Source organism: Burkholderia sp. CpTa8-5 (assembly GCF_017815045.1).
Classification (GTDB): domain Bacteria; phylum Pseudomonadota; class Gammaproteobacteria; order Burkholderiales; family Burkholderiaceae; genus Burkholderia; species Burkholderia sola.
This window is the reverse complement of the sequence record NZ_JAGIQD010000017.1, coordinates 1-15,136: the sequence shown is the minus strand read 5'-3', so window position 1 is coordinate 15,136 and position 15,136 is coordinate 1. Positions and strand designations below refer to the sequence as shown.

Sequence of the window (15,136 nt, the reverse complement as noted above, 5' to 3'; positions counted from 1 at the left end):
TGCCGATCCGGCGTGGCGTGAAGGCCTTACTTCCTTTCCGGCAGGAACCAGTTCATCACGAGCGCGCAGATGCCGCCCGTCGCCACGCCCGATTCCAGCACGTTCTTCAGCGCATGCGGCAGGCTGTTCAGGATGTCCGGCACCTGCGACACGCCGAGGCCGAGCGCGAGCGACACCGCGATGATCAGCAGCGCGCGACGATCGAGGTGCACGCCCGCGAGGATGTTGATGCCCGACGCGGCCACGGCACCGAACATCACCATCGCCGCACCGCCGAGCACGGGCTCGGGCACGGCCTGCAGCACGCCGGCGACGACCGGAAACAGGCCGAGCACCACCAGCATGCCCGCGATCCAGATGCCGACGTGGCGGCTCGCGACGCCGGTGATCTGGATCACGCCGTTGTTCTGCGCGAATACCGAGCTCGGGAACGTGTTGAACACGCCGGCCAGCAGCGAGTTCGCGCCGTTCACGAGCACGCCGCCCTTGATCCGCTGCATCCACACCGGCCCTTCGACCGGCTCGTTCGAGATCTTGCTGGTGGCCGTCACGTCGCCGATCGCTTCGAGCGACGTGACGAGGTAGATGATCAGCATCGGCACGAACAGCGCCCACGAGAAGCCGATGCCGAAATGCAGCGGCGTCGGCACCTGGAACAGCGCGGCCTGGTGCATGCCGGTGAAATCGAGGCGGCCGAGGAACGCGGCCGCGAGGTAGCCGATCGCGAGCGCGATGACGAGCGCGGTGCTGCGCACCCAGACGACCGGCACGCGGTTCAGCAGGATGATCGTGCCGAGCACGAGGCCCGACAGCGTCAGGTTCTCGGCGCTCGCAAAGGTGCCCTTGGCCATCGCGCCGTAGCCGCCGCCCATGCTGATCAGGCCGACCTTGATCAGCGTGAGGCCGATCAGCAGCACGACGATGCCGGTGACGAGCGGCGTGATCAGGCGCTTCACGAACGGCAGGATGCGCGATACGCCCATCTCGATGAACGACCCGGCGATCACGACGCCGAAGATCGCGGCCATCACGGTCTCGACCGGCGTGCCCTGCTTGACCATCAGGCTGCCGCCGGCGATCAGCGGGCCGACGAAGTTGAAGCTGGTGCCCTGGACGATCAGCAGGCCGGCGCCGAGCGGGCCGAAGCGCTTGCACTGGACGAAGGTCGCGATGCCGGAAATCACCAGCGACATCGACACGATCAGGGTCGTATCGCGGCTGGACACGCCGAGCGCCTGGCAGATCAGCAGGCCGGGCGTGACGATCGGCACGATGATCGCCAGCAGGTGCTGCAGCGCGGCGACGAACGCGACCATCGGCGCCGGCCGGTCGTTCGGGCCGTAGACGAGGTCGCGGGCCGCGTCTGCGGCGTCGGCGCCGTGGGAGGCGGATGGGGCGGAGGAGGCGGGTTGCATGGCGAGCGGGCGGGCGAGGTGGAAAGTGCGGCATTTTAGCCGAAGGGGCTGGCGGCGCCGCCCGGCCGGGCCGCGGTAGTGGGGCGCCGGCGGTGCGTTGCCGGCCGCGCGGCTGGCCGGCAAGCACGCGCGCAAACCGACGTCAGCCGGCCGCGCGGGCTCCCTTGCCGCGCGCCGTCGTGCGTGGCGGACGGGAATCCGGATACGCGCGCTGGCACACGGCGATGACCGTGTCGCGCAGACGGCGATGGACGGGGTCGCCGTGCATGCGCGGATGCCACAGCGCCGACACGAGGATCGCCGGCAGGCGGACCGGGACCTCGAAGCTGCGCAGCCCGAGCGCTTCGATGAGCCCGGGCGAGCACGCGTTGCCGAGGCTCGAGCGCGGCACCAGCGCGACCAGGTCGGTGCTGGCCGCGACACGCATCGCGTCGGGGTAGCCCGGCACGACGACGTGCACCGCAGGGTCCGGGCCGTCATGGCCGGTCGAGTCGTCGGCCGGCCCGCCGAAATCGCCGAGCTGGGCTGCCATCACGTGGCGGCAGGCGGCATAGCGCGCGGCCGTGATCCGGGCCGACGCGAACAGCGGATGCCCGGCGCGCGCCACCGCGACGTGCCAGTCGTGAAAGAGCATGCGCGTATGCAGCTCGGGCGCGTCGTCGCCGCGCTTGCCGATCTCGAGGTCGACGGTGCCGTCGCGCAGCGCCTGCGGATCGCGGTCGAGCTTCGGGACGAAGCGGATCCGTACGTGCGGTGCGACGTCGGCCAGTGCGGCGACGACCGGGCCGGCCAGCATTTCCATGAACGATGCGGCCGCGCGAACGGTGAACGTAGCCGTGAGCGTTGCAAGATCGACGTCGGCCGTCGCCGGCCGGAGCACGGCGCGCGCGTCGCGCGCGACCGCATGGACACGGTCGCGCAGCGCGGCGGCATGAGGCGTCGGCACGAGCTTGCGCCCGGCGCGCACGAGCAATTGATCGCCGGTGGCGAGGCGCAGCCGCGTGAGCGTGCGGCTCATCGCGGACGTGCTCAGGCCCAGCCGGCGTGCGGCGCCGGTCACGCTGCTCTCCGACAGCAGCACGTCGAGCGCGGTGACGAGGTTCAGGTCGATGTCTTCCATGCGGACAGGATACGCCACTGGGAGGTTTGACATGGCGTTCGATGCAATGATGGGTTGCATCCGGTGCGTCTGGCGCCTGGTGTGGTGCGCGCCTATAGTGGGCGCATGACGAAACACGGCAAAGGCGAAAAATCATGCAATCGACTGAATCGAATCGACGAAATACCTCCGAGATCCTCCTCGTCGCGGCGTCGCGCGGCCTCGGGCTGGCGATGGCGGAAGCATTCCTGAACAAGGGCTGGAACGTGACGGGCACCGTGCGCGAAGGATCGGGGCGCACCAAGCTGCACGACCTGGCCGACCGGTTCGACGGCCGGCTCGAGATCGGCACGCTCGACATCTGCGAGCCCGCGCAACTGGCCGCGCTACGCGAGCGCCTGTCCGGCCGGCGCTTCGACATGCTGTTCGTGAATGCGGGCACGACCAACGATCCGAACGAAACGATCGGCGAAGTGACGACCGACGAATTCGTGCGCGTGATGATCACGAATGCGCTGGCGCCGATGCGCGCGATCGAGACGCTGCAGGATCTCGTGACCGACGACGGGCTGATCGGCGCGATGTCGTCGGGGCAGGGCAGCGTCGCGAACAACGTCAGCGGGATGCGCGAGGTGTATCGCGGCAGCAAGGCCGCGCTGAACCAGTTCATGCGCAGCTTCGCGGCGCGTCAGGCCGATACGCGCCGCGCGCTGGCGCTGATGGCGCCCGGCTGGGTCCGCACCGAACTCGGCGGCCCCGACGCACGCCTGACCATCGACGAAAGCGTGCCGAGCCTCGTCGACGTGCTGCTGGCGAAGCGGGCGCGGCCCGGGCTCGAGTATCTCGACTATCTGGGGCGGACGGTGCCGTGGTAGCCGGGGCGGTGGCGCAAGCGCGCGGCGGCCGGCCAGGTTCCGGCTCGCCGTGAACGTGCGGCGCGATTCGGCCTGCCGTTGGCGGCCCGGTCGCGGCACAGCGCAGGCCGTGCCGATTCAATACAATGCGACGACGCGTCAGCGATACGGTGCCGCCTCATCGCGTTTGAATTCATCCGGTTCGTGGCGGATGGGGGGCGCTCCCGTCGCGACGGGCTTGTGTCCAACATGGAGCGCAGCATGAACGAACCCTATCTGCAGGTCATCGCGCATTTCTTCGCGAAACCCGGCAACGGCGACCGCGTGGTCGAGCTGCTGGCCGAACTCGCGCCGGCCACGCGCACCGAGCCGAAAAACCTCGACTACGCGTACTTCCGGTCCCCGGAGAACCCCGACCACATCGTGATCCTCGAGCGTTACAGCGAGGCCGACGGCCTCGACGTGCATCGGGAAACGCCGCATTTCCAGCGGATCGGTGTCGGCGCGATCATGCCGTTGCTCGAGCGTCGCGACGTGATCCGCTACATGGTGCAGCCGGACACCGGCACGGCGACGCCCCCGGGAGGCGCCCAATGAACCCGTTTCAATTCCGCACCGTTCCGACGCAGATCGTCGAATTCGGCGCCGCGCGCCGGCTCGGCGCGCTGTTGCGCGAACGCTTTCCGGCGCTCGCACGCCTGTGCGTCGTCACCGATGCGTTCCTGCACCGCAGCGGCGTGCTCGCGCCCGCGCTGGAGAGCCTCGCCGCGCACGGCTGGCAGGTCGCCGTGATCGACGACGTGATCGCCGATCCGCCCGAGCACGTGGTGCTCGAAGCAACCGCGCGAGCCGTCGCGGCCGATGCCGAGATCGTGCTCGGCCTGGGCGGCGGCTCGTCGATGGACGTCGCGAAGCTGATCGCGGTGCTCGCGCCGGGGCAGCAGGCGCTGGCCGACATGTACGGCGTCGACAAGGTCGCGAGCGCGAGGCTGCCGCTCGTGCAGATGCCGACCACGGCCGGCACCGGCTCCGAGGTCACGGCCGTGTCGATCGTCACGGTCGGGGAGGCGCGCAAGATGGGCGTCGTGTCGCCGCACCTGTTCGCGGACGTCGCGATCCTCGACGCGGAACTCACGCTCGGCCTGCCGCGCGCGGCGACGGCCGCCACCGGCATCGACGCGATGGTGCATGCGATCGAGGCGTACACTTCCGCGCGGCTGAAGAATCCGGTATCCGACATGCTGGCGACGCACGCGCTGACGCTGCTGTCGCGCAACCTGCTGGCCGCATGCGACGACGGGCAGAACCGGCACGCGCGCGAAGCGATGCTGGTCGGCGCGATGTTCGCGGGGCAGGCGTTCGCGAATGCGCCGGTCGCGGCCGTGCACGCGCTGGCTTATCCGGTCGGCGGGATCTTCCACGTGCCGCACGGGTTGTCGAATGCGTTGGTGCTGCCGCACGTGCTGCGCTTCAATGCGCCGGCGGCCGCGCCGCTTTACGCGGAACTGGCGGCCATCGTCGCGCCTTCGGCCACGGGCAGCGACGAAGCGAAAACGCATGCGCTGATCGCCGAGATCGACCGGCTGATCGTCGCGACGGGCATTCCGCGCACGCTGCGCGACGTCGGTATCGGCGAGGACGACTTGCCGAGGATGGCGTCGGACGCGATGTTGCAGACGCGTCTGCTCGTGAACAATCCGCGCGAGGTGACCGAGGCCGACGCGCTGGCGATCTACCGGCACGCGTGGTGACGCGGCGGGCGCGATGCCGCCCGCCGGCCGGGTTCCGTTATTTCAGGTCGCGATCCTTGCAGGTCGGCTCGAATTCGCCGTCGAAGTACTGATACAGGTGCACGAGCAACGTGTTGGCGCCGACCTTGCGCCCGAGGTAATGCGTGCTTTCGACCGACGTGCAGGTCGAGAACGCGAGTTGCAAGCCACCGTCGAGCACGGCTTCCGGGTGTGCGCCCTGGCGCACGAAATGCGCGGCGCCGACGACGCCGAAGCCGCGCGTGTCCGCCGGCACCGACTTCGGCAGCGACAGCGCGTACGCGGCGATCGTGCGGTCGTCGTGCAGGCTGTCGAGAATCTGGTTGCCGGGCTTGCCGGCGCGGCCGGTGACCGTCGCGCAGCAGCGCGCGACGCCCTTGTCGTCGTCGGGCAGCACTTGCAGCGATGTGCCTGCCGCGAGATGCGTATTCGGCGTGTAGTAGACGCCGTCGGCGACCACGCCGACCTGCTGCGCATGCGCGGCGATGGAGACGGCGAGCGCCGGGGCGATCAGGAGCGGACGAAGCGGTCGGATGGGCATGATGGCGGCGATGATACACGTGGCGCGCAAGCGCCGTGCGAGTCGCGCACCGATCGCGATCAGGCCCGCGACGCGTCGGCGCCGGCCGCGACCACGTACGCCGACGCCTGCTTCGTGCCGTCCGGCTTCGTCTGCAGGTACACGCCCTGGATTTCCGGCTCGAAGCCCGGCAACGCATTGATCCCGGCTTCGAGCGCACGGAAGTAGTCGAGCGCCGGGCCGCCCCACGCTTCGCCGGGCACCACGCAGAAGATGCCGGGCGGATAGGGCAGCGCGCCTTCGGTCGCGATCCGGCCTTCGATGCGCTCGAGCGTGACGAGTTCGACGTTGTTGCGGATCAGCTCGGTATTCGCGGCCTGCGGCAGCATCGCCTGCTTCGGGAACTGCGCGCGCCGGAACATCTGTTTCTGCAGATGCTTCATGTCGTGGCTGCGGTAGAAATCGTGCATGCGCTGGCACAGCTGCCGCAGGCGCATCGTGCCGTACAGCTCCGGATACGCTTCGCACAGCGACGGAATCGCTTCGCGCAGCGGCGTGTCCTGGTCGAGATGGCGCTCGAACTGCGCGAGGTGCGCGACCAGATGCTGCAGCTTGCCGGCACTCTCCGACGGCGTGAGCAGGAACAGGATCGTATACAAGTCGGCTTTCTCGGGCACGACGCCGTGCTCGCGCAGGTAGCGCGCGAGGATCGGCGCCGGCGCGCCGAACGGCGCGTATTCGTGCGTGTCGCGATCGATGCCGGGCGTCGTCAGCAGCAGCTTGCACGGATCGACGAAATACTGGTCGTCCGCATAGCCTTCGAAGCCGTGCCACCTGTCGGCCGGATGGAAGCGGAAGAAGCGCAGGTCGTCGACGATCTGCTCGGTCGGGTAGTCGGCCCACGGGCGGCCGTCGATCTGCTGCGGAACGAACGGGCGAATCTGGCGGCAGGTTTTCAGCAGCAGCTTGCGCGCATCGACGCCGTGTGCGACGCAGTCGCGCCACAGGCGCCTGCCGGCCGGGCCCGCATGCATCTGCGCGTTGACGTCGAGCGCCGCGAACATCGGGTAGAACGGGCTCGTCGACGCGTGGATCATGTACGCGTTGTTGAAGCGCCGGTGATCGCAGAAGCGCTTCTGCCCTTCGATGTGGCTGTCCTTCTTGTGGATCTGCGACGTCTGCGAGAAGCCGGCCTGCTGCTTGTGCACCGACTGCGTGACGAAGATGCCGGGATCGTCGGGCCCGAGCGTCAGCATCAGCGGCGAGCAGTCCTGCATCATCGGAATGAACTGCTCGTAGCCGACCCACGCCGAATCGAACAGGATGTAGTCGCACAGATGCCCGATCCGGTCGACGATTTCGCGCGCGTTGTAGATCGTGCCGTCGTAGGTGCCGAGCTGGATCACCGCGAGCCGGAACGGGCGCGGCAGGTCGGCGCGCTCGGGCGCGACGTCGCGGATCGCGTCGCGAATGCGCGCTTCGCCGAGCGCCGCGCTGTCGACGCCGCCGATGAGGCCCCACGCGTTGCGCGCGGTCTCGAGGTAGACCGGCCGCGCGCCGGACAGGACGAGCGCGCCGAGGTGCACCGACTTGTGGTTGTTGCGGTCGAACAGCACGAGATCGCCGGGCGCGAGCAGCGCGCTCGTGACGACCTTGTTCGACGTCGACGTGCCGTTCAGCACAAAATAAGTTTTATCCGCGTTGTAGATGCGCGCGGCATTGCGCTGGGCTTCCAGCGCGGGCCCTTCGTGAATCAGCAGATCGCCGAGCCGGACGTCCGCGTTGCAGAGATCCGAGCGAAACAGCGTCTCGCCGAAGAAATCGAAGAACATCCGGCCGAGCGGATGGTTCGAGAAGAACTGGCCGCCCTGATGGCCCGGGCAGTCGAATTCGACGTAGCCGCGCTGCACGTAGTCGCGCATGACCTTGAAGAACGGCGGCAGCAGGTTCTCGCTGTAGAGGTCGGCGGCGGCGGAAATCTGCCGGCCGTGGTAGTGGCGGCCGCCGTGCCGGAGCGGGATCACGCCGCTCGCGCTCGGCAGGACCGACGGCGGCACTTCCTGATCGGGCTCGACCGCGACGAAGAACGGAATCGCGAAACCGGTTCGCTCGACGGTTTTCAGCACCTTTTCCGCGGCCTCGATGCCGACGACGATGGCCGCGATGTTCGTGAAATCGGTCTGGAATACGTCGACCTGTTCGTGCGTGGTGAGAAAGGCGCCGATCAGCGCCGGCTCGACTGCGATTTTCAACAGGCTCACGCGAACTCTCCGGTAAATGACCTGAAACGGGTGCCGCATTCGCGCTGGTGCGTGATGTCGATACGACACGCGCTGCAGCCGATTGAAACATTCCCGCGAACGCCGAACGCCGAATGCGGACTGCACCGAGAAGCATTGAGCAGCGCGGCACAGCCGTGATCGGACAGTGTCCGGCGCCGCCGATCGTAACAACAAAGGCACGTGAATTCAATCGACCGGAGTCGTCAATGTCATTGACGGCTGAGCCTGATCAATTGATCGGGAATTGGCGTGCTGCGGCGCATATAAAAATGATCCAATGATGAAATCCGATTGGAAAGGCGCCGATGATTTCGCCGAACCGTTGGCTTTTCATCGTAAGGCGTTCATGGCATAGTCGGCTCCGAACTGGATGGCGAATCAAGCCGGAATGGCGAGCGTCTCATGCCGCTGCCCGTGACCTGCCGTCCGCGTGCTCGTGAGACGAACGATACCAATCGAAGCAACGCAACAGCGAGGGCAACAACGTGAACACTTCCACTGGCGGCATGCGTCGTCTCGGCATGCGTGCGTTACTCGTCGACGACGAGATCGCGCAGGAAACGGCAACCGGGCGTGCGGTGCGCACGCTGAGCGCGGAGCTCGCGCAACGCGGTATCGACGTGTTGACGGCGACGTCCGCCGACGATGCCATCGTGCTGATCCGCTCCGATCCGTCGATCCAGTGCGTGCTGCTCGACTGGGATCTCGGCGTGGACGGCCCCGGGCCGCCCGAGGCCGTGGTCGATGCGATCCGGCATCGCAATGCCAACGTGCCGATCTTCCTGCTGGCCGACCGCAGCGTCGCGTCGACGGTGCCGGCCGCGGTGATGGGCAAGGTCGACGATTTCGTGTGGCTGCTCGAGGATACGGCCGACTTCATCGGCGGGCGCATCCACGCGGCGATCGAACGCTATCGCTCGACCGTGCTGCCGCCGATGTTCGGCGCGCTCGCGAAGTTCTCGCGCGTCTACGAATACTCGTGGCATACGCCGGGCCACACGGGCGGCACCGGCTTCCTGAAATCGCCGGTCGGCCGCGCGTTCTTCGAATACTTCGGCGAATCGCTGTTCCGCTCGGACCTGTCGATCTCGGTGGGCGAACTCGGTTCGCTGCTCGATCACTCGGGCCCGATCGGCGAAAGCGAACGCTATGCGGCGCGCGTGTTCGGCGCGCATCGCACGTATCACGTGACGAACGGCTCGTCGACGTCGAACCGCATCATCCTGATGGCGAGCGTGAGCCGCGACCAGATCGCGCTGTGCGACCGCAACTGCCACAAGTCGGCCGAGCATGCGATGACGATGTCGGGCGCGATTCCGACCTACCTCGTGCCGACGCGCAACCGCTACGGGATCATCGGGCCGATCGCATCGGAGCGCCTCACGCAAGCGGCCGTCCGCGAGGCGATCGCGTCGAACCCGCTCGCGGCGGGGCTCGCCGACCGCCAGCCGAAGCATGCGATCGTGACGAACTCGACGTACGACGGCCTCTGCTACAACGTGACGCGCGTCGAGGAACTGCTCGGCGCGAGCGTCGACCGGCTGCACTTCGACGAAGCGTGGTACGGCTACGCGCGTTTCAATCCGATCTACCGCGACCGCCATGCGATGCACGGCGACCCGCGCGACCACCACAAGGACCGGCCGACGGTATTCGCGACGCAGTCGACGCACAAGCTGCTGACCGCGTTGTCGCAGGCGTCGTACATCCACGTGCGCGACGGCCGCAGCCCGATTCCGCATGGTCAGTTCAACGAAACGTTCATGATGCATGCATCGACGTCGCCGAACTACGCGATCATCGCGTCGAACGACGTCGCGGCCGCGATGATGGACGGCCCCGGCGGCGCCGCGCTGACGCGCGAATCGATCGAGGAGGCCGTCGCGTTCCGGCAGATGATCGCGCGGATGAACGGCGAATTCGGCGCGAAGGGCGACTGGTTCTTCGAATGCTGGCAGCCCGACACCGTGCTCGAGGCGCGCACGGGCCGCACGCTGCCGTTCCACGAAGCGCCGCCCGAGCTGCTCGCGACCGACCCGGCGTGCTGGGTGCTGCGCCCCGGCGCGCAATGGCACGGCTTCGGCAATATCGAGGACGGCTACTGCATGCTCGACCCGATCAAGGTGTCGATCGTCACGCCGGGCGTGGCGCCGGCCGGCGGCCTGATGCCGGTCGGCATCCCGGCGAGCGTCGTCACCGCGTATCTCGATGCGCGCGGGATCGTCGTCGAGAAGACGACCGATTTCACGATCCTGTTCCTGTTCTCGATCGGCATCACGAAGGGCAAGTGGGGCTCGCTCGTCAGCGCGCTGTGCGATTTCAAGCGCGACTACGACGCGAACCTGCCCCTCGACATGGCGATTCCGTCGCTCGCTCAGGAGCATGGTGCGCGCTATGCGGGCATGGGGCTGAAGGATCTGGCCGACACGATGTTCGCGGCGATGGAGCAGCTCGGCACGACGCGCCTGATGTCGGAGGCGTTCTCGATCCTGCCGAAGCCGGAGATGAGCCCGGTGCGCGCGTACGAGCATCTCGTGCAGGGCCGCGTCGAGCAGGTCACGCTCGACGAACTGGCCGGGCGCACGGTGGCGACCGGCGTCGTGCCGTATCCGCCGGGCATTCCGCTGTTGATGCCGGGCGAGAACGCGGGGCCGGCCGGCGGCCCGGTGCTCGGCTACCTGAAGGCGCTCGAAGCATACGACCGGCGTTTTCCGGGCTTCGCGCACGACACGCACGGCGTGGAAGTCGAGGACGGCACGTATCGCGTGTACTGCCTGACGGCCTGAAGCCCCGAAGCCCCGAAGCCTGACCGGGCGAACGGGCGACCGGCCGCGCGGCGGCCTCACATCGAAGGATCGAACACCATGGACAACGCAGCGCACCTGGCCGACGCGGCCCCGGCGGCCGCGCCGAAGAGCCGGATGAACGTCTGGCAGCTCACCATCCTCACCGCGGTCAACATGATGGGCTCCGGCATCATCCTGCTGCCGGCGAAGCTCGCGCAGGTCGGCACGATCTCGCTGCTGTCGTGGATCGTCACGGCCGGCGGCTCGCTCGCGCTGGCCTACGCGTTCGCGCGCTGCGGGATGCTGAGCCGCAAGCCGGGCGGGATGGGCGGCTACGCGGAATACGCGTTCGGCAAGGCCGGCAACTACATGGCGAACTACACGTACGGGCTGTCGCTCGTGATCGCCAACGTCGCGATCGGCGTCACGGCGGTCGGCTACGGCACCGTGCTGTTCGACGCGACGCTGTCGCCGCTGCAGACGGGCCTGTGGACGATCTTCCTGCTCGTGCTGACGACGGTCGCGAACTTCGGCGGCTCGCGCATCACCGGCCGGATCGGCGCGGTGACGGTGTGGGGCGTGATCATTCCGGTCGTCGTCGTATCGCTGATCGGCTGGTTCTGGTTCAGCGGCGCGACCTGGGGCGCCGCGTGGAATCCGCACAACCTGCCGTTCGGGCCGGCCGTCGGCGGCTCGATCGCGGTGACGCTGTGGGCGTTCCTCGGGCTCGAATCGGCGTGCGCGAACGCGGACGCCGTCGAGAATCCGGAGCGCAACGTGCCGATCGCCGTGCTCGGCGGCACGATCGCGTCGGCGATCTTCTATATCGTGTCGACCAACGTGATCGCCGGGATCGTGCCCAACGCGATCCTCGCGGCGTCGAACGCGCCGTTCGGCCTCGCGTTCGCGACGATGTTCACGCCGACCGTCGGCACGATCGTCACCGCGCTGATGGTGATCGCGTGCATCGGCTCGCTGCTCGGCTGGCAGTTCACGGTCGCGCAGGTGTTCAAGAGCTCGGCGGACGTCGGCTATTTCCTGCCGGTGTTCGCCCGCGCGACGCGCACGGGCACGCCGATCGTCGGCATGGTGATCCTGCTGGTCGCGCAGGTCGCGCTGGCGCTGATGACGATCAGCCCGGAGCTGAGCAGCCAGTTCCAGAAGATCGTCGATCTCGCGGTCGTCACGAACCTCGTGCCCTACGTGATGTCGATGGCCGCGCTGATCACGATCCAGAAGGTTGCGAAGGTGCCGCCGGGCAAGGCGCTGGTGACGAACGCGGTCGCGATGGTCGCAACCGCGTACAGCTTCTACGCGCTCTACAGTTCGGGCGAGCAGGCGCTGATGCTCGGCGGCCTGTGCGTGTTCCTCGGCTGGACGCTGTTCGGCTTCGTCAGCGCGCGCTTCTACCAGATGGAAGTCGACGCGCACGTGAAGGAGCCGGGGAAGTCGCTGCAGGCGTGAAGCCCTAGCGGTCGGGCGTCGTCAGCAGCGGCGGCAGGGTGCGTTTCAACAGATCGACGACGGCCCGCACGCGCGGCGGCAGCGGCCGCTGCGCGTGCACTAGCACATTGAGCGCGAAGTCGGGCACGTCGTAGTGCGGCAGCAGGCGAACGAGCCGGCCGCGCGCGAGCGCGTCGGCGCAAGCCGGGTGCTGGACCACGCCGATACCGCCGCCCGCCGCGATCGTGTCGAACATCGGGCGCCAGTGGCTCGCGGTCATGACCGTGCGGATGCGCGCGTATTCGACGGCACCGCCGTCGCGCCGCAGCGGCACCTGCTCGTTCGCGAACACGCCTTTCACCCGGATGAACGGATGGTTCGCGAGATCGTCCTTCGTGTCGAGCGGGCCGTGCCGCTCGAGATACGACGGCGCGGCGACGAGCACGCGGCCGACCGCGCCGAGCGCGTAGGCGACGAAGCCGCCGTCGCGGAGCTGGCCGGCCCGGATCGAAATGTCGACCCCCTCGGTGACGGGATCGACGATCTCGTCGTTCAGCACCAGGTCGATGTGCAGCTTCGGATACGCGGTGCGGATCTGCATCAGCACGGCCGGCAGCACGACCTCGCCGAAACACTGCGGCGCCGCGAGCCGGATCGTGCCGTCGAGCGCGTTGTCCGTCTTCGACACCGACGCCACGGCCAGTTCGGCCGCTTCGAGCAGCGCCTTGCTGCGTTCGTAGAAGAGGCGGCCTTCTTCCGTGCACGCGAGCGTGCGCGCACTGCGCATCAGCAGCCGCGTGCCGAGATGCTTTTCGAGTTTCTCGATGCGTTCGCTGACGGCCGGTTGGCCCATGTCGAGATCCCGCGCCGCGCCGGACATCGTGCCGCGCTCCACGACTCTCACGTAGATGCGCATCGTCGCCAACAGATCCATGAAGTCGCGCCTCGTGTTTTCCGATGTCTTCCGGTTCGATTTTTACCGATCGACGGATGGTACCAAAGCGGCGTCGACGCGATGGTGTGCGTCGGGCCGATACTGACTATCGGCCGGTGCGCTTACGGTGCCGCCAAAGCCGCGTGCGTTCGTCCGCGCCGTGCGCGAAAATCGGCGTGCTTTCACACGGCCGACAGGAGACGCGACATGACGCAACGGAACGAAGCGCGACGGACGCATTGCGTCGCATGGCAGATCGTGCAGACGTGGCAGGCGGCCGAATGGTGCCGGCTCGACGAGTCGCCAACGGGCAACGCGCTGGCGGGTGCGGTGGCGGGCGCGATCGACGGCACGCCGTTTCGTATCGACTACGCGGTCGCATGCGGCGCCGACTGGCTCACGCGCTCGGCGCGCGTGACGCATTGGACCGGCACCGCGCCGCCCCGGCAATGGGACATCGCGTGCGACGCGGGGCAGTGGACGATCGACGGTATCGCTGCGCCGGCGCTCGCGGGCGCGACCGATATCGATCTCGGCTTCAGTCCGTCGACCAATACGCTGCCGATTCGCCGGCTGGCGCTCGCCGTCGGCGAGTCGGCGGAGATTCGCACCGCGTGGCTGCGTTTCCCGGATCTCGCCATCGTGCGCGGCGAGCAGCGCTATACGCGCACGGCGCCGTACGTGTACCGCTACGAGAGCGGTACGTATGCGGCCGATATCGGGATCGACGATGCGGGCCTCGTCACCGACTACGACGAATGGCGGCGCATCGGCGGAGTGGCTGCGTCGTGACGCGTCAGCGCGCGCTGGCGACCGACAGCTTGCCCGGAATCAGCTTCAGCGTACTGAACGCGTCGGCAATGCTCTGCTGGTACGCGACCGTCGCGTCGGTGATCGGCTGCACGCCGTAGCCGGCACGCTTGAGCGCGACTTCGAGCGTCGGCGCGTCGAGGCCGACGAGCGGCGACAATTGCGCGGCGACCTCCGGCACGTGATCGCGCGCCCAGCGATCGACCGCGTCGACTTCGTCGAGCAGCGCGCGCAGCACCTGCGGGTGTGCGGCCGCGTACTTGCGCGCCGCGAGGTAGTACTGCGTGTTGCGCACGAGCCCTTCGCCGTTCGCGACCACGCGCGCGCCGAGCTGTCGTTCGGCGGCGGCCAGGTACGGATCCCAGATCACCCATGCATCGACGCTGCGCTGCACGAACGCGGCGCGCGCGTCGGCGGGCGTCAGGTAGATCGGCTGGATGTCGGCATAGGTGAGGCCCGCATGTTCGAGCGCCTTCACCAGCAGGTAGTGGACGTTCGAACCCTTGTTGAACGCGACCTTCTTGCCGCGCAGTTGCGCGACGGTGCGGATCGGCGAATCGGGCAGCACGACGATCGCCTCGCCCTGCGGCGCGGGCGGCTCGTTGCCGATGTAGACGAACTCGACGCCGCCGGCCTGCGCGAAGATCGGCGGGGTTTCGCCGACCGTGCCGACGTCGATCGCGCCGGCGTTCAGCCCTTCGAGCAGTTGCGGGCCGGCCGGGAATTCGAGCCATTGCACGGTGACGCCCTGGCTCTCGAGACGCTTCTCGAGCGTGCCGCGCGCCTTGAGCACGACGAAGTTGCCGTATTTCTGGAAGCCGACGCGCAGCCGCGTGCCGCTGTCGGCGGCCGCGCGGGCGGGCACGGCCGCGAGCGGGCCGAGCGCGAGCCCGGCCAGTCCGGCGGCCGCGCCATGCAGCCACTGGCGGCGGCGCGGGTTCGCCGGGGTCGTTTCAAGGTCTGCGTGCGGTGTGTCGTTCATTAGGGCGTGTTCACGCTAATAACGGGTTTGCGCTGGCCCCCAGAAGGGCCGAGCGCGAGGATTGCGACGAAGCGAATACTCGACGTATTCGCGAGGAGCATGACGCGGCGATCGGCCCTTCTGGGGGCCAGCCCCGCGAATGAATTTTTCCAAACAGGGGAACGTGCCTTTCCGCCCACATTGCGGCGTCGTGCGTCGCTTGTTTGGCACGGCCAAACGGCGCTCCTTACTCCTTGCACTGC

12 protein-coding genes are annotated in these 15,136 nt (G+C 68.2%); 6 read left to right on the top strand and 6 right to left on the bottom strand.

Annotation, left to right across the window (positions count from 1 at the left end; genetic code table 11):
- Positions 1-26: 26 nt before the first annotated feature.
- Positions 27-1,415, bottom strand: coding sequence for a nucleobase:cation symporter-2 family protein (locus tag J8I35_RS23455; protein ID WP_209927177.1), 1,389 nt, complete (start codon positions 1,413-1,415; stop codon positions 27-29).
- A 142-nt stretch (positions 1,416-1,557) separates the two neighbouring features.
- Entirely contained in the window at positions 1,558-2,535 is a 978-nt protein-coding gene (locus J8I35_RS23450) for a LysR family transcriptional regulator (protein WP_209927324.1), read from the bottom strand.
- 134 nt (positions 2,536-2,669) lie between these two features.
- Between J8I35_RS23450 and J8I35_RS23445 the strand changes: the two genes are divergently transcribed.
- The 3 genes from J8I35_RS23445 (at position 2,670) to J8I35_RS23435 (ending at position 5,119) form a co-directional block, all read left to right on the top strand.
- Positions 2,670-3,389 carry an SDR family oxidoreductase gene (locus J8I35_RS23445; protein ID WP_209927171.1) on the top strand — a complete coding sequence of 240 codons (720 nt, stop codon included), beginning with the start codon at positions 2,670-2,672 and terminating at the stop codon, positions 3,387-3,389.
- A gap of 240 nt (positions 3,390-3,629) precedes the next feature.
- Positions 3,630-3,965: a putative quinol monooxygenase gene (locus J8I35_RS23440; protein WP_089489735.1), complete on the top strand. Its 336-nt coding sequence runs from the start codon at positions 3,630-3,632 to the stop codon at positions 3,963-3,965.
- Positions 3,962-5,119 (top strand): iron-containing alcohol dehydrogenase, encoded by a 1,158-nt coding sequence (locus tag J8I35_RS23435; protein ID WP_209927165.1) that lies wholly within the window; start codon positions 3,962-3,964, stop codon positions 5,117-5,119. The genes J8I35_RS23440 and J8I35_RS23435 overlap by 4 nt, the downstream gene beginning before the upstream one ends.
- A 37-nt stretch (positions 5,120-5,156) precedes the next feature.
- Here the strand turns inward: J8I35_RS23435 and J8I35_RS23430 are convergent, their stop codons facing one another.
- Together J8I35_RS23430 and J8I35_RS23425 are read right to left on the bottom strand one after the other, a co-directional pair.
- Positions 5,157-5,678, bottom strand: coding sequence for a hypothetical protein (locus J8I35_RS23430; protein WP_209927160.1), 522 nt, complete (start codon positions 5,676-5,678; stop codon positions 5,157-5,159).
- Between the two features lie 59 nt (positions 5,679-5,737).
- On the bottom strand, positions 5,738-7,918 hold the full coding sequence (locus J8I35_RS23425; RefSeq protein WP_209927154.1) for an ornithine decarboxylase: 2,181 nt from the start codon (positions 7,916-7,918) through the stop codon (positions 5,738-5,740).
- A 542-nt stretch (positions 7,919-8,460) separates the two neighbouring features.
- Between J8I35_RS23425 and J8I35_RS23420 the strand changes: the two genes are divergently transcribed.
- On the top strand, positions 8,461-10,725 hold the full coding sequence (locus J8I35_RS23420; RefSeq protein ID WP_209927322.1) for an Orn/Lys/Arg decarboxylase N-terminal domain-containing protein: 2,265 nt from the start codon (positions 8,461-8,463) through the stop codon (positions 10,723-10,725).
- Positions 10,726-10,803: 78 nt separating this feature from the next.
- On the top strand, positions 10,804-12,189 hold the full coding sequence (gene potE / locus J8I35_RS23415) for a putrescine-ornithine antiporter (RefSeq protein ID WP_209927148.1): 1,386 nt from the start codon (positions 10,804-10,806) through the stop codon (positions 12,187-12,189).
- 4 nt (positions 12,190-12,193) lie between these two features.
- On the opposite strand, the gene J8I35_RS23410 is transcribed toward potE, so the two are convergent.
- Positions 12,194-13,102 (bottom strand): LysR family transcriptional regulator, encoded by a 909-nt coding sequence (locus tag J8I35_RS23410; RefSeq protein ID WP_209927140.1) that lies wholly within the window; start codon positions 13,100-13,102, stop codon positions 12,194-12,196.
- 207 nt (positions 13,103-13,309) lie between these two features.
- Here J8I35_RS23410 and J8I35_RS23405 point away from each other — a divergent pair, with 207 nt between their 5' ends.
- Entirely contained in the window at positions 13,310-13,894 is a 585-nt protein-coding gene (locus tag J8I35_RS23405) for a putative glycolipid-binding domain-containing protein (RefSeq protein WP_124554062.1), read from the top strand.
- Positions 13,895-13,898: 4 nt separating this feature from the next.
- Here J8I35_RS23405 and J8I35_RS23400 read toward each other — a convergent pair whose 3' ends face one another.
- Positions 13,899-14,894 carry a sulfonate ABC transporter substrate-binding protein gene (locus J8I35_RS23400; protein WP_209927133.1) on the bottom strand — a complete coding sequence of 332 codons (996 nt, stop codon included), beginning with the start codon at positions 14,892-14,894 and terminating at the stop codon, positions 13,899-13,901.
- Between the last annotated feature and the right edge of the window lie 242 nt (positions 14,895-15,136).

Coding starts and splice junctions, on each gene's coding strand:
- J8I35_RS23410 (WP_209927140.1), bottom strand. CDS start 13,102: ATGGATCTGTTGGCGACGATGCGCATCTACGTGAGAGTCGTGGAGCGC.
- J8I35_RS23435 (WP_209927165.1), top strand. CDS start 3,962: ATGAACCCGTTTCAATTCCGCACCGTTCCGACGCAGATCGTCGAATTC.
- J8I35_RS23430 (WP_209927160.1), bottom strand. CDS start 5,678: ATGCCCATCCGACCGCTTCGTCCGCTCCTGATCGCCCCGGCGCTCGCC.
- J8I35_RS23420 (WP_209927322.1), top strand. CDS start 8,461: ATGCGTGCGTTACTCGTCGACGACGAGATCGCGCAGGAAACGGCAACC.
- J8I35_RS23445 (WP_209927171.1), top strand. CDS start 2,670: ATGCAATCGACTGAATCGAATCGACGAAATACCTCCGAGATCCTCCTC.
- J8I35_RS23440 (WP_089489735.1), top strand. CDS start 3,630: ATGAACGAACCCTATCTGCAGGTCATCGCGCATTTCTTCGCGAAACCC.
- J8I35_RS23455 (WP_209927177.1), bottom strand. CDS start 1,415: ATGCAACCCGCCTCCTCCGCCCCATCCGCCTCCCACGGCGCCGACGCC.
- J8I35_RS23450 (WP_209927324.1), bottom strand. CDS start 2,535: ATGGAAGACATCGACCTGAACCTCGTCACCGCGCTCGACGTGCTGCTG.
- J8I35_RS23400 (WP_209927133.1), bottom strand. CDS start 14,894: ATGAACGACACACCGCACGCAGACCTTGAAACGACCCCGGCGAACCCG.
- J8I35_RS23405 (WP_124554062.1), top strand. CDS start 13,310: ATGACGCAACGGAACGAAGCGCGACGGACGCATTGCGTCGCATGGCAG.
- potE (WP_209927148.1), top strand. CDS start 10,804: ATGGACAACGCAGCGCACCTGGCCGACGCGGCCCCGGCGGCCGCGCCG.